The 12,862-nt window shown below is 60.8% G+C and carries 14 protein-coding genes, 1 tRNA gene and 1 pseudogene; 13 read left to right on the forward strand and 3 right to left on the reverse strand.

The window, feature by feature from the left end; translation table 11 throughout:
• Positions 1–99: 99 nt before the first annotated feature.
• From J7347_RS09135 to J7347_RS09160, 6 genes are all read left to right on the forward strand, one after another.
• Positions 100–402: a hypothetical protein gene (locus J7347_RS09135; RefSeq protein ID WP_209161780.1), complete on the forward strand. Its 303-nt coding sequence runs from the start codon at positions 100–102 to the stop codon at positions 400–402.
• A 75-nt stretch (positions 403–477) separates the two neighbouring features.
• Positions 478–1,410 (forward strand): acetylglutamate kinase, encoded by a 933-nt coding sequence (gene argB / locus J7347_RS09140; RefSeq protein ID WP_067684699.1) that lies wholly within the window; start codon positions 478–480, stop codon positions 1,408–1,410.
• Between the two features lie 74 nt (positions 1,411–1,484).
• Positions 1,485–1,778 carry a YggT family protein gene (locus J7347_RS09145; RefSeq protein WP_067684701.1) on the forward strand — a complete coding sequence of 98 codons (294 nt, stop codon included), beginning with the start codon at positions 1,485–1,487 and terminating at the stop codon, positions 1,776–1,778.
• Positions 1,778–2,671, forward strand: coding sequence for a bifunctional methylenetetrahydrofolate dehydrogenase/methenyltetrahydrofolate cyclohydrolase FolD (gene folD / locus J7347_RS09150; RefSeq protein ID WP_067684703.1), 894 nt, complete (start codon positions 1,778–1,780; stop codon positions 2,669–2,671). Before J7347_RS09145 ends, folD begins: the two co-directional genes overlap by 1 nt.
• Positions 2,672–2,675: 4 nt before the next feature.
• A complete protein-coding gene (locus J7347_RS09155) occupies positions 2,676–3,461 on the forward strand; it encodes a hypothetical protein (RefSeq protein ID WP_156502168.1) in 786 nt (261 codons plus the stop codon).
• Position 3,462: 1 nt separating this feature from the next.
• Positions 3,463–4,098 carry a MarC family protein gene (locus J7347_RS09160; RefSeq protein WP_067684707.1) on the forward strand — a complete coding sequence of 212 codons (636 nt, stop codon included), beginning with the start codon at positions 3,463–3,465 and terminating at the stop codon, positions 4,096–4,098.
• Positions 4,099–4,102: 4 nt separating this feature from the next.
• On the opposite strand, the gene J7347_RS09165 is transcribed toward J7347_RS09160, so the two are convergent.
• Positions 4,103–4,708 (reverse strand): LON peptidase substrate-binding domain-containing protein, encoded by a 606-nt coding sequence (locus J7347_RS09165; RefSeq protein ID WP_067684709.1) that lies wholly within the window; start codon positions 4,706–4,708, stop codon positions 4,103–4,105.
• Between the two features lie 10 nt (positions 4,709–4,718).
• Positions 4,719–5,633 (reverse strand): tetratricopeptide repeat protein, encoded by a 915-nt coding sequence (locus J7347_RS09170; RefSeq protein ID WP_067684711.1) that lies wholly within the window; start codon positions 5,631–5,633, stop codon positions 4,719–4,721.
• A gap of 258 nt (positions 5,634–5,891) precedes the next feature.
• On the opposite strand from J7347_RS09170, the gene J7347_RS09175 reads away from it, so the two are divergent.
• A tRNA-Gly gene (locus J7347_RS09175) sits at positions 5,892–5,966 on the forward strand.
• Between the two features lie 377 nt (positions 5,967–6,343).
• Here J7347_RS09175 and J7347_RS09180 read toward each other — a convergent pair.
• Positions 6,344–7,609, reverse strand: coding sequence for a hypothetical protein (locus J7347_RS09180; RefSeq protein WP_209161782.1), 1,266 nt, complete (start codon positions 7,607–7,609; stop codon positions 6,344–6,346).
• Positions 7,610–7,880: 271 nt separating this feature from the next.
• Here J7347_RS09180 and J7347_RS09185 point away from each other — a divergent pair, with 271 nt between their 5' ends.
• The 6 genes and pseudogenes from J7347_RS09185 (at position 7,881) to J7347_RS09210 (ending at position 12,835) form a co-directional block, all read left to right on the forward strand.
• Positions 7,881–8,456 (forward strand): hypothetical protein, encoded by a 576-nt coding sequence (locus J7347_RS09185; RefSeq protein WP_209161783.1) that lies wholly within the window; start codon positions 7,881–7,883, stop codon positions 8,454–8,456.
• Between the two features lie 2 nt (positions 8,457–8,458).
• A complete protein-coding gene (locus tag J7347_RS09190; RefSeq protein ID WP_209161784.1) occupies positions 8,459–9,145 on the forward strand; it encodes a recombinase family protein in 687 nt (228 codons plus the stop codon).
• Positions 9,146–9,407: 262 nt separating this feature from the next.
• Complete coding sequence (locus J7347_RS09195; RefSeq protein ID WP_209161785.1) at positions 9,408–10,373, forward strand: hypothetical protein; 966 nt, start codon at positions 9,408–9,410, stop codon at positions 10,371–10,373.
• Between the two features lie 284 nt (positions 10,374–10,657).
• Positions 10,658–11,140, forward strand: a complete 483-nt coding sequence (locus J7347_RS09200) for a hypothetical protein (protein WP_209161786.1) — start codon at positions 10,658–10,660, stop codon at positions 11,138–11,140.
• Between the two features lie 117 nt (positions 11,141–11,257).
• Positions 11,258–11,432 (forward strand): annotated as a pseudogene (locus J7347_RS13310) (50S ribosomal protein L7/L12); the annotation flags it as partial.
• 137 nt (positions 11,433–11,569) lie between these two features.
• Positions 11,570–12,835: a cell envelope integrity protein TolA gene (locus J7347_RS09210; RefSeq protein ID WP_209161787.1), complete on the forward strand. Its 1,266-nt coding sequence runs from the start codon at positions 11,570–11,572 to the stop codon at positions 12,833–12,835.
• Positions 12,836–12,862 lie beyond the last annotated feature (27 nt).

Raw genomic sequence — 12,862 nt, forward strand, 5'->3', positions numbered from 1 at the left:
GCCTAGAGCCGACGAAACAAGAGGGGAAGACGGATCGTGGAACGCCCGCCGCGCCCGGTCATTATTCCTGAAAGCGACCAAACAGGAGATTTTCGCACCATGTCCGATCCCGTTCCCGATACCAATCCGTCCAGCCGCTGGTTCTGGGTCGGCCTGATCGTCCTCCTGGCGGTCGCCTCGATCATCTTCTTCCTGAACGCCGACGGGGACGAGGAAATCGAAACGATCCCCGACAGCGCGATCACCACGCAGGAAGAACGGCTGAACACCGACCTAACCTCCGACACAGCCGAAGGGCTGGAGCAGGTGCGCGGCGCCGATGCCGAGAATGTCCAGGCGGTCGAAAGCACGACCGAAACACAGACCGGCGTGACCGATCTGACCGAACCGCCCAGCGAATAAAGCGGAGCCCTTTCCGGGCGACCCATCGCACGCTAAGCGCCTGCCTTCACCCACCACGAAGGCAGGCGTTTTCGCATGAGCGGCACCATTCCCGATCCCGACGATCTCCACACCAAGGCGGCGACGCTGATCGAGGCGCTGCCCTATTTCCAGCGCTATGCCGGGCGCACCTTCGTAGTGAAATATGGCGGCCACGCCATGGGCGACGAACAGGCGGCGCGCGAATTCGCGAGCGACATCGTGCTGTTGAAAGCGGTCGGCATCAATCCGGTGGTGGTCCATGGCGGCGGCCCGCAGATCGGCGCGATGCTGAAGAAGCTCGGCGTGGAAAGCACCTTCGTCGACGGCCTGCGCGTCACCGACAAGGCGACGGCCGAGATCGCCGAAATGGTCCTGTCGGGCGCGATCAACAAACAGCTGGTCGGCTGGATCGCGCGCGCCGGGGGCAAGGCGATCGGCCTGTCGGGCAAGGACGGCAATCTCGTAACCGCGACCAAGCTGGAACGCACGGCGAAGGATCCCGACAGCAATATCGAACAGGCGCTCGACCTGGGCTTCGTGGGCGAGCCGACGCTGGTCGACACCGCCGTGATCGACACTGCCATTGCGGCAGGCATGATCCCGGTGGTCGCGCCCATCGGCAGCGGGGCGGACGGGCACACCTACAACATTAACGCCGACACTATGGCCGGCGCACTCGCCGCAGCACTGGGCGCGGCGCGACTGTTCCTGCTGACGGATGTCGCAGGCGTGCTCGACAAGCAGGGCGACCTCCTCACCGATCTCGACCCTGCCGACATCGCCCGGCTGCGCGAGGACGGGACGATCGGCGGCGGCATGATCCCGAAGCTGGAAACCTGCGTCCACGCGGTGGAGGGCGGTTGCGATGCCGCCGTGGTCCTCGACGGGAGAGTGGCGCATGCCATGCTGCTCGAATTCTTTACCGAACAGGGCGCGGGCACGCTGATCCGCGCAGGGGTGGAAGAGGTCGGCGCCGCGCCCCGCTAGGCCTTCCCTACACGGCTTCGCGCCTGTAAGCGGAGCCTCACGAAACTGCACCAAACCCAACGGACGGGACCGGCATGCAAGCGCTTTACACCATCTACGAAATCGTCGCGATGCTCACCAATGTGCTGGTGATGCTGATCATCATCCAGTTCATCATCGGGCTGCTGTTCGCCTTCAATGTGGTGAACAGCTCGAACGAATTTCTTTCGGGCGTCTATATGGCGATCAACCGCCTGCTCGATCCGGTGCTGCGCCCGATCCGCAATATCCTGCCCAGCACCGGGGCGATCGATTTCTCGCCGCTGGTCCTCATCATCCTGTTGCAGGTCGTGCTGATCGTCCTCGACGGTGTGATCAAGAGCGTCTGATGGCTGCGGACCGGATCGACGGAAAGGCTTTCGCCGAAAAGCTGCGCGCGCGCGTCGGCGAACAGGCGGCGAAGTTCGAACAGGCAGCAGGGCGCAAGGCCGGGCTGGCCGTGGTGCTCGTGGGCGAGGATCCTGCCAGCCAGGTCTATGTGCGCAGCAAGGGCAAGGCGGTTCTGGCCGCCAATATGAACGGCTTCGAACATCGTTTGGCCGAAGATACGTCGCAGGAAGATCTGCTCGCGCTTGTCGAAGCGCTCAATGCGGACGATGCCGTCGACGGCATCCTCGTCCAGCTGCCCCTGCCCGCCCATCTCGACGATCAGGCGGTGATCGCCGCGATCGATCCGGACAAGGATGTGGACGGGTTCCATATCGCCAATGCCGGTCGCCTCGCCGTGGGCCAGACGGGCTTCGTGCCCTGCACCCCGCTCGGCTGCATGATGCTGCTGGCCGATCGGCTGGGCGATCTGTCGGGAATGGAAGCAGTCGTGATCGGACGCTCCAACATCGTGGGCAAGCCGATGGCGCAGCTCCTGCTGGATGCGAACGCCACTGTCACCATCGCGCACAGCCGGACGAAGGATCTGGCGGGCGTGGTGCGCCGCGCCGATATCGTGGTCGCCGCGGTGGGCCGTGCCGAGATGGTCAAGGCCGACTGGCTGAAGCCGGGCGCAACGGTGATCGATGTCGGCATCAATCGCCTGCCTGCGGGCGAAGGTGAGGAGCGCGGGCGGCTGGTCGGCGATGTCGACTATGGCCCGGCAAGCGAGGTCGCCTCCGCGATCACGCCCGTGCCCGGCGGCGTCGGCCCGATGACCATTGCCGTCCTGCTGCGCAACACGCTGGTCGCAGCCTACAATCATGCCGGGCTCGACCAGCCGGAAGGCCTCTGAGGCGATGCGCGCCCTCGCGACATTCTCTCTTCTCGCGGGCTGCTTCGCGCTTGCCGCCTGTGCGGCGGGGCCGCGCGTTCCCCGCTATACCGAGCGGTTCGAGCGAGAGGTCAGGACCACCGCCAATCCCGGCAGCGTGGCCGCGCGTGACATCGCCTTTGCGCGGGCCGCGCGCGACGACGGTGGACCGAGCGCCTTCGATGAATTCGCCGCAGCGGATGCCGTGATCCACGATGCGGAGGGGCCGATCGATGTAGCGGCCTACTTCGCTCGCCGATCCGCATCCATGCCGCCCCGGCAATGGACGCCGCAGGCGGTCTGGTCGAGCTGCGACGGACAGACCGCGATCTCGCAAGGGAAATACGCCGATCCGGACGGGCAATGGGGCTATTACGCCACCGTGTGGGAGCGGCAGCGCGATTACGATTATGCCTTCGCCTACCACATCGCAGCGCCCGATGCGGCCCTGACCGCGCGCGAGAATGCCGAGCGCGATGCGCGGCCCACCGGCGACGATGTGATCGTGGTGCGCGCGATTCCGATGATTACCGGAGAGGTCGCCGATTGTCCCGGTGAAGACGCCTTGCCCTCGCCCCTGCCCGCCCCCGCCATGGAGGAAGGTAGCCGGATCGGCGGCGAGAGGTCGAAGGACGGCACGCTTGCCTGGCGCTGGGTCCAGGGGGCGGACGGGCGCCGCAGCTTCGTCGCCAGCCATTGGCAGGGCGGGAGCTGGAAGCAGGCGACTCGCTTCGAAATAACCGCCGATGGTCGCTACGAGCGGGACAACTGATATGGCCGAACTGTTTCTCTCCGCTTTCGTCACGCTGTTCGTCGTGATCGATCCCCCCGGCTGCGCGCCGATCTATGCGGGCCTCACCAAGGGTGCGAGCGCGGTCCAGCGGCGCAACATGGCGGTACGCGCCTGCCTGATTGCGACCGCGATCCTGCTGGTGTTCGCTCTGTTCGGCGTCGATCTTCTGGCCGCGCTCCATATCGAGCTCGACAGCTTCCGCATCGCCGGCGGGCTGATGCTGTTCTGGATCGCGTGGGAAATGGTGTTCGAAAAGCGCACCCAGCGGCGCGAGGAACGGGCCGAGAAGCTCGCCGCGCAGCATGCCAATACCCCCGAAGTGGAGGACGTCTCGGTCTTCCCCATGGCCATGCCGATGCTGGCCGGGCCGGGTGCGATCGCGGCGATCATGCTGCTGATGCAGGAAGCGCCGGGCCTCGAAGGCTCTCTGGTGGTGCTGGGCGCGCTGTTGACCGTGCTGGTCATCACCGCGCTCGCCCTGATTGCGGCGGGGCCGCTGATGCGGCTGTTCGGCGACCGGGTGGAAGCGGTGGTGACGCGCTTGCTGGGCGTCTTGCTGGCGGCGCTCGCCGCGCAATATGTGATCGACGGTCTGCGCGGCTCGTTCGGGCTCTAGAGCCCTATTGAAGCGTGACGCGATCGTCCCCGCCGTCGCGCAGGGCGAAGAACTGCATCAGCTGCACCAGCAATTCGCATCGCTCGCCAAGGCTGTCCGCCTCCAGCAACGCCTGCTTGGCCGCAACATCGAAGGGCGCGATCTGCGACACGCCGTTGATGAGCGACTGATCGTCGAGGCGATCGACCGAATCCCAGTCGACGCTGTATCCCTGCATATCGGCGAAACGACGCGCTTCGAATTCGAAGCCGGCGCGCTCGACGCTGGAAAGCACCTCGTCCTCGTCATCCTCGATCGCTTCGGCTTCGATCTGGCGGAACGCGGTGGTGACGTCGAGCTCGCGGATCATCCGGAACCGCGCCTCGCCTTCCAGGACGAGGTTGTAGCGCCCATCGTCGAGCGCTTCGACCTCGCCGATCCGGCCGATACAGCCGACCTCGTATAGCGGCGAATCATCGCCGCCGCGCATCGGCTGGATCATCGCGATCCGCCGGTCGCGGGCCAAAGCGTCGCTCGCCATGGCGCGATAGCGCGGCTCGAAGACGTGGAGCGGCAATTGCAGGCCGGGGAACAGGATCGCTCCGGGCAAAGGGAAGATGGATAGCCTCAAGCTGCGCCGCCTATCCGAACAGGATTCGCGACAGTCGCCGCCTTGTGGCGACGACCCATGGATCTTCGAGGCCGACCGCTTCGAAGATTTGCAACAGCTTTGCGCGCGCGGCCCCGTCGTTCCAGGCATTGTCCGCCTCGATCATGGCGAGCAGCTCGTCCGCCGCATCGTCGCGCCGACCGGCCGCGAAAGCCGCCTCGGCATAGGCCAGCCGATCGTCCATCGCGCCACCCTGCGCCTTGTCCTTCAGCGCGGTCAGCTCGCCCTCGTCGGGAGCGTTGGCAGCCAGATCGAGCGCGCTCTGCGCCGCTTCCAATTGCGGATCGTCGACCAGCGCCGGGTTGGTCCGCGCGGCGGCGAGAGCGGCCTTGGCGTCATCGATCCGCCCCGCTTCGACCAGCGCACGTACAAGCCCGGCCTGTGCCGCGCCCTCGTCGGGTTTCATGTCGACCACCTGCATGAAGATGGCCGCCGCGCGTTCCGCGTCGCCTTCGGCCAGCACCTGTTCGCCCATAGCGATGAATTGCGCGACATCGGGCTGGCCGTTCGCCTGTTCGCCCGCCGCACCCGGTTCGACGGGCAGCTGACTCAGCAGCTGGTCGAGCGTCTGCTTCAATTGCGATTCGCTGCGTGCATTGGTCAGGTCGGCGACCGGCTGGCCCTGGAACATGGCGTAGACGGTGGGAATGGAACGGACCTGGAACTGGCTGGCGATGAACTGCTCTTCATCGACATTCACCTTGGCAAGGACCACGCCCTTGTCCGCATAATCGGCCGCCACCTTTTCCAGCACCGGCGTAAGCGCCTTGCACGGCCCGCACCATTCCGCCCAGAAATCGAGCACGACGAGCTTCGTCATCGACGGCTCGACGACCTCGGTGCGGAAGCGGTCCACCGCCTTCTGTTCGTCGAGATTGAGACCCATGCTCGCCACTGCGGTAATCCTTTCCTGCGCGTTCGTTCGCTGTATTCGGCCCCATGTGGGGCGTTTCGAGCCGTTGTGAAGGGCGGGACGCCTCGGGGCAAGGGCCGCGAGGGGGCCAGGCGGGCGCGCGAGGACGAGTGTATGGTGCGCTTCGTTGCTCGCCACGCATTTTTGCCTTGCACGGTCCGAAACCCGCTGCTAATCGCGCGCCTCCCCACGGTGATGGGCCCCAAGGGCACGCACCGGGAACGTCAGTGAGCGGGCGTAGCTCAGGGGTAGAGCACAACCTTGCCAAGGTTGGGGTCGGGCGTTCGAATCGCCTCGCCCGCTCCATTTTCCCTATATGTTTGAGTGTTATATGGCCTCCCTCCGGGGGCGGTATGCGTGTGTAAGCGTTGCGGGGTAACGCTGGGGTAACCGAGAGCCTGCGGTTGCAGTGTGGTCGCTTGCCCTGAGGGTAAACGCGCCGCCACTGAGCGAACAACTCTATGGCGACTTAGTCAGCTGTTGCCTTTGCTACCTGCATGGGAGGGATCGTGGCGCTAGCGGGTAAGCTGACGCAGCCTGCTGATTGGCGGAACGAAAAGCGTTTTACCGAGCCGGTAAACGATCTTTGCAAATGACTATGGAGTACCCAAAACGGTCTAGGCCATGCAGCTTCGTGCCCTTATCGTGTGCCAGAAGCTAGACTGAGGCCCTGGGGTTTGGAATCATGGGCGTTGGAGATAACGCATGCGTGAAGAGCACCGAAGATAGTACAGAAAGTACGGATCGACGATATCCAGAACGTCTTCGTCCCATTCCAATACTGGATTGGTCTCGATATTGGCAGCCAGACCCGGCAGTTGCTCTAATGCCGACGCAACGCTTGATCCCGCTGGTGCATCGTCAACGCAAACCTCCCGAGTTCTGGAATAAATATCATCATATGGAAAACTGAGGCGAGGGGGATCGCTCGCGATTGCTAGCAATATGCAGCGATAGACATCGCCGGACGAACCATCAGTGAAATTAAATTGCGTTCGTGTGGTGCCGCGCTGCTTTGGTCCGTTATGCAATGCCTCAAGCAAGGACGAAAAATCAGTCGTAGTAGACGCCTGCTCTAAAATGTTCGGAAGGTCACTTCCAGTTAAAGTGATGGCCTGCGGGCGACAATACGTGTCGTGGACGTCTAGTTTTAGACAAGCTTGCAGGCAGATTTGCTGCATCAACTGAGGCGATCCAAATGACTCAGCAGCTATTTTGCAGACTGAGTCCTCGTCTAGCTCAACATTTAATTGTGAAAATCCCTGATATGCGATCGCTTTTAGTTGCTCGGTTGACCAATAAGCAAAGTCGATACCATGAACACGCCCGCGTAATTCCGTATTCCCTCGGACCACATCATCGGCGCGATGGGGCACCGATGCGGTACAAATACTGACGCCACGCTCTGCCGCTTCCTTTATATGGCGGCCAATATCCTGCTGTATATCGCGCGGCATATAATGGAAATCGTCTATGAAAAGGACAAAATCGCTCTCCGCAATTTCTTTGACCACTTGGTCAATGCCGTTTCTTTCCGAAGTAATTTCGGTAGTTCGTTCATAGTCGTAAGTAGCTTTTGCGCCAGCTCGGCCCTCCGCTTCGGCGACCCATTTGCCGATTTTTGCAGAGCCCTCGGCGTTTAATTCTGCACCTGTGGAGTGGCCAGTTGTTTTTGAGATTTGAGCGGGGGATTCCATCCAATTTAATACTCGATCCCAAAGCATTTCAGCTGACTTTATTCCTGCACCGTAAATGGTGATTAGAAGATCAGGGTCGACCACCTTTTTGACTAAGACGGTTTTTCCGGATTTGGACGGGCCGGATAACGAAACAATCATACCTGGCGTTTTGATAGCGCCGATAAGCTGTTTTTCGAGATTCAAATCTCCGCGATCCACATATGTGGTCGTTGGGACGCCTGTCGGTTTGAAAACTTCGTATACATCCATTGGCATTCTCCCAGCTGTTACATGGCGCGTCTTATTCACGCGGTCCAGGTAGAAGACAAAACACGTTATGCATAAATCGCCGCATACGCGATTTCGAGAAACTTTTCGGCACGCTCACCGACGCCCCAGCCGACCCCCACCCCTATACCCCGCCAAGGTACCATACGCCCCGGTGTATCAATTAACTTCTAAATCAGGGACGCCGTCACTTTCAATTCTCTAGACCCATGGCATCGAGCACGAACCATGAACCTGAGATTTGGAGAAAGTGATGGGACAGCCGGACGACACGACGACCATGCCGATGCGAGCGACGCGGTCAGGCGTTAGTCGCAAAATGCTTACCCGGAAGGCACTTAATCAGCGTTTGCCAGACGGCGAGCCTCTAGAAGCCAGCTTTCCATCTGCAAAAAACGTGACAACCGAACAGTCTGCTGATCCTTTTAGCGCCCCTACCAGCGCACCAGCCACCGCGCTTGCCCAACAGCCACTGGTGCAAGCCGAATGGTTAAGTGAGGACGAGACAGCCTTTCAGACCCTTCTAGCCAGGCGCAAGGCAGCAGGGTACCAGCGCCGCGGACGAGACCTATCGGACCAAGTGCTCAAGCCAGGTGAAATCAAACCAAACCCGGACACGATAGTTGCGACTATCGTGGCACTGGTCACCGAGCGTGGCGAGCTGATGCGCTGTGAACTGCTAACGGCAATGGCAACCGCAACCTTCCCGCATCCTAGAGCAAAGCCGGCCGACGCGAGTTGGTGCCAAGGCTACGTTGCCGGGGCCATCCGTAACGGGTTTCTGGCCGTCGCACCGCCGCCCCCCGTCGATGCCGAGCAGGAGGGCTGACCATGCAGATCGTGTCATACCTGCGGGTTTCTACCGCCCGCCAAGGTTCGTCCGGGTTGGGGCTTGAGGCGCAACGTGCAGCGGTTGCGGGCTTTGCAGCTGCTGGCGCTTGCACCGTTGTCTCTGAGTTCGCGGAGGTTGAATCTGGGGCGAAGAATAGGCGCCCCCAACTTGCAGCGGCACTTGCGGCTTGCAAACTCCACAGGGCTACGCTGGTCATCGCCAAGTTGGACCGGCTCGCTCGCAACGTGGCCTTCATCGCAAATCTGATGGACGGCGGTGTTGAGTTTGTTGCCTGCGATCTGCCGCACGCGAACCGGCTGACACTCCACCTGCTAGCGGCGATCGCAGAGCATGAGCGCGAGATGATAAGCCAGCGTACTAAAGCGGCTTTGCAGGCTGCCAAGGCGCGCGGCGTACGGTTGGGCAACCCCAACGGTGCGGCGGCCCTGCTAGATGGCTGCAAGACCGCTGCACGGGCCAGCGCAGCAGTGCGCCAGGCAAAGGCCGCCCGGCATGCGGCAGCGGTTGCGCCGATAGCGTTGAGCCTTGCGAAGGATGGCCTGAACAACCGGGAAATTGCACGGGAATTGAACCGTCGGGGCGTCCCCTCTCAATCGGGGAATGGCTGGTATGCAGAGCAGGTCAGGCGGACCCTACTGCGCTTGCAGGTCAGCCTTGCCGCGTAGGTGCTGCTGGCGAAACAGAGTTGAGCTGCCCCATTGGACCGTCTTCGTCATCGCGTTCTTCGCTATCCTGCATATCATCTAGGGATGATGGCGTCGGTTGCCGGGACTATGGGCCGGTGGGAGCCGGATAACTGTCCGCTTTTGGCGTGACTCGCGCTGGGCATCGACGGACTTTGAAACGGACTTTAAAAAAAGAAAAACGGGCAGCCGGGCGCTGTCCAAGGAGCTTGTGTCCGCCCACTAATAATGGCCTTATGATCGGATGGAAGATCAACGCCGTCAGGAACTCCAAGCGCGCAGGAAAGCACTGCAAGAAGAGCTTGCCAGTCCGCTGCGTGAGAGTGCGATTTCAGACGCGCTGCGCGAGGCGGCGGTGCCCTTCGAACTGTCACAAGTGGGTCTTTGGACGCCGCCCTATCTTGGAATTTCTTCTTCGCGCATCGACTGGTCTCGCTCGCCAGCTCCTGCGCGCACCTTTCCGTCGGAAACCCTTGAAGACCGCGTCTTTGCGGCGCGCTCGTTTCTAGGGGAAGTCGCAGCTCCTAGCGACAAGCTCCATTTTTATTACGAGTACAACTACACATCGCTTGATATGCTCGCTGCCGATGCACTTCGTGCCCTAAACGTACTCATGAACTCCGATAATGAGATCTGGATCACGGCGCGGCCCGCGAACTGGCTGATCGAGATTTACCGATACGGCGAGGCACGGCTAGCCCTCCCCTATGATCCGAAGCCCGCCGAACAGGAGGCACAACTAGCCCGTCAGTATTCGCATGTTGGGGGTCTGGTCGATACCCTTCGTGCAGCGGGAATTAGTGTTGACCTCTTTTCGCGAGAAGACCCCGCTGGGCCTGAACAGCCCCGAGGACCGGTCATGCATAAATGGAGGGAGCGCAAGAGGACTGTCGGCATTCCGGTGGCGCGTGGTGATTATGCAGGGCTTGCAGATAGGCTATGCCAATTCTTCGCGGAGAATGCTCTTGAGATCGACGATATTGCCATTGATCCGGGCATAGTCGAAGCTCCGATCCTAGTGGCTTCCTGCGCCGAAATACTGGCGCATCCCAAGCCCATAATGGCATTGATGGAGTTGCGAAAGGCGGAGCAGTCCTCGCCTGTGGCTAACAATACCATTACCATATTCCCAAAAGACGGAAGTTGGGCCATTAAGATCGTTGGTGACGGGCCAAGATGGAAAGTTGAGACAACCAGAGAGCGTGCCTAACGTCCATCTCCTGCACATTGAAGTAGTGTTTATGCTGAAGCGCTGCCGAATATGATCAACGAGGGGACCTTTTGCATACGAGCCCCGATACGAGGTCCAATGGTTTAACTGCGATAATGCGCAAAATGATCGCCCGGTTTAAATTCGAAGAGAGACTCGCCCGTCTGCGAGCCGGCGTGCCTAAAAGTTAGGATGGGTTCGTTTCCGACCTTCGCGTGTTTCGTTGTCCGCCGACTACAGACTAATAATGCAGAACGCCGTATCGATATCGAAGGAACAACTCTATGAAGCGCATGCTAGCCCTGGCATTGATCTTACCAATCTCCTGCCCCGCCACCGCCCAGGTCAGCGTTATGGTGCGGATCGATCTCACTGACCTCGCGACTGAGAAAAACGTGCCAGACTCACTTGAGAAAGTGCAAGAGCGCGCTGCTGCCATTGGAGGTGAGTGGGAGACTTTGTTGGCTAACGATACCACCTGCGGCGGCGGGGCCGTCGCCATCGCGCGAAGCATGCGCGATCGACGGTATTTCCTAGTTACAGGTAAGAAGACCGCTGCTGAAGCCAATACAGAAGCCATGCGCGAGGCCAACGAATTTGTGAAAGCGAACAGGGGCTGGATCACGTCCGCAGGGCCAAGCTGGTTTAACAAGAATGCTTATCGTCAGAGCGCGGATGGAATGGAATGGGTCCTCCAAGAGACGGTAGGTATGAATCGCTGCGATATGGACACAAACGAGGGCAGGGCCATGGGCAAACGAGGGTGAGCGCGCAAGGTACGCCTGACGAGACTGCGACAAGGCTCCCTGCCCGGCTCGCTGACGAGCTGCCCTGAGGCGGCGGTGCCGGTAAGGCCACGGTCGAAAAAAGAGCTAGATGCTTTCCTCACCGGCGACGACGGCAAGAAGATCTAGGTGAGCGTAAAGTCCCCGCCATCACCTGCCTGGACCAGGGCGAAGCGAAGGCGCGCCCAAGGCGCTCAGCGACGTCGACAAGGACAAAGCCGAAGAGATCAAGAAGAAGATCGAAGACGCCAGCGGCACCGTCGAGCTGAAGTGATTTTCTGACTTCTCAACGGTTTCGTCCGGGAGTAATTGAGAAGGGCGGTGCCGCGAGGTGCCGCCCTTTTCGTGCCGGCTTGCAATAGTTTTTAATAGCAGATCGCAAGGGGTATACTGCATTGGTGGAGAACGGAAATGTTCGTACGCACGCTAATAGCCTTTTGCGTAACCTTGAGCGCATTTTGCAGTTTCTCCACATCGGCCCAAAATGCTGACTCATCCAAACAATATGACAAAGATACGAACGGATTTTATTTCTGTTACGATTATTCAGGGCAAGGTGCTAATTTTACGAAGACAGTTTCGAATGTTGCTCAAGGCTCTGTCCAGTCAATCTTTGATGCCGACATAAGTGAAAGCGTGCATGGTTATGATCCCGCAGGCAAAGAGATCGCCGAGCTGGACGATTACAAGCGCAACGACGGCCGTCAATTCGCGGATTGCACGGTCGCGTTTGATGATGCACAAATCCAGAGAATGTGGGACCGAGCCCAAGATTGGGATGGCCCACGCCGGACTGCAAACGTCTCCAATCTAACACCTTCTGCTCCCAAACGCCGTAGCGCGATCGCCCGCTGGCCCAGCGCCGGTAGTAAGGGCGGCTACACCCAGGCCAGCATCGGCGTCGATTACCGTTTCATCGCCTGTTCGGGCGAGATCGTCATGGCCTATGCCATCGATCCCAAATCGGTGAAGGTCGGGCCGAGCTACACGAAGAGCGATTTCGCCACCGTTTCCACGGCGGGCAAGCCGGTCCCCTCGCCATCCGCCATCACCCTGCGCGGCACGATCCGTTTCGACCTTGCCAGCGATCCCTCCAATGTGGTCGGTCGGCGCTTCGCCTCGCAGAAGTTCTACGACGAGTTCGCCGGAGACTCGCTCGGCGATGGCTGCTTCACCGGCCAGACGCGCTCGATCGGCAGGATCGCCGATCTCGTCGGGCCCCGCCCGGCGAAGGGCGAGGTCGAAGCATTCCTGGCAGGGCTGGAGTTCATCAACCTGACGGCGGGCGACGGGCCGCTTATGAACGCGGCACTCGATAGCAGCGTCCGCGATCCTGATGCCAACCGTTTGGCCAAGGAGCGAGCGGAAGCCCAACGCTTGGCTGCCGAAAAGGCCGAGGCGGAGGATCTGGCTCGACGCTGGGCGGAAACCGAGCGCAAGCGTGCCGAGATCGAAGCGCGCGCCGCCGCCGAGCGCAAGGCCCATGCCGACGCGGTCGCCAAATACGAGCGCGATCTCGCGGCTAAGAAGGCGGCGGACGAGAAATACGCCCGCGACGTTGCGGCCTTCGAAGCGGAAACCCGCCGCGTGAAAGCCTCGCGCGCCGAGTACGAGCGCAAGATGAAAGAATATCGGGAGGCGATCGCCAACGGGGCGAAGCCTGCGAAACCGCAGTAGTACGGAAAATGTGAGGCTACGTGGACG

The organism is Erythrobacter sp. A6_0 (genome assembly GCF_017744235.1).
Classification (GTDB): domain Bacteria; phylum Pseudomonadota; class Alphaproteobacteria; order Sphingomonadales; family Sphingomonadaceae; genus Qipengyuania.

Bases quoted from the DNA above. Each gene is read 5' to 3' on its own strand.
- J7347_RS09135 (WP_209161780.1), top strand. From the start codon at position 100: ATGTCCGATCCCGTTCCCGATACCAATCCGTCCAGCCGCTGGTTCTGG.
- argB (WP_067684699.1), top strand. From the start codon at position 478: ATGAGCGGCACCATTCCCGATCCCGACGATCTCCACACCAAGGCGGCG.
- J7347_RS09145 (WP_067684701.1), top strand. From the start codon at position 1,485: ATGCAAGCGCTTTACACCATCTACGAAATCGTCGCGATGCTCACCAAT.
- folD (WP_067684703.1), top strand. From the start codon at position 1,778: ATGGCTGCGGACCGGATCGACGGAAAGGCTTTCGCCGAAAAGCTGCGC.
- J7347_RS09155 (WP_156502168.1), top strand. From the start codon at position 2,676: ATGCGCGCCCTCGCGACATTCTCTCTTCTCGCGGGCTGCTTCGCGCTT.
- J7347_RS09160 (WP_067684707.1), top strand. From the start codon at position 3,463: ATGGCCGAACTGTTTCTCTCCGCTTTCGTCACGCTGTTCGTCGTGATC.
- J7347_RS09170 (WP_067684711.1), bottom strand. From the start codon at position 5,633: ATGGGTCTCAATCTCGACGAACAGAAGGCGGTGGACCGCTTCCGCACC.
- J7347_RS09180 (WP_209161782.1), bottom strand. From the start codon at position 7,609: ATGGATGTATACGAAGTTTTCAAACCGACAGGCGTCCCAACGACCACA.
- J7347_RS09185 (WP_209161783.1), top strand. From the start codon at position 7,881: ATGGGACAGCCGGACGACACGACGACCATGCCGATGCGAGCGACGCGG.
- J7347_RS09190 (WP_209161784.1), top strand. From the start codon at position 8,459: ATGCAGATCGTGTCATACCTGCGGGTTTCTACCGCCCGCCAAGGTTCG.
- J7347_RS09195 (WP_209161785.1), top strand. From the start codon at position 9,408: ATGGAAGATCAACGCCGTCAGGAACTCCAAGCGCGCAGGAAAGCACTG.
- J7347_RS09200 (WP_209161786.1), top strand. From the start codon at position 10,658: ATGAAGCGCATGCTAGCCCTGGCATTGATCTTACCAATCTCCTGCCCC.
- J7347_RS09210 (WP_209161787.1), top strand. From the start codon at position 11,570: ATGTTCGTACGCACGCTAATAGCCTTTTGCGTAACCTTGAGCGCATTT.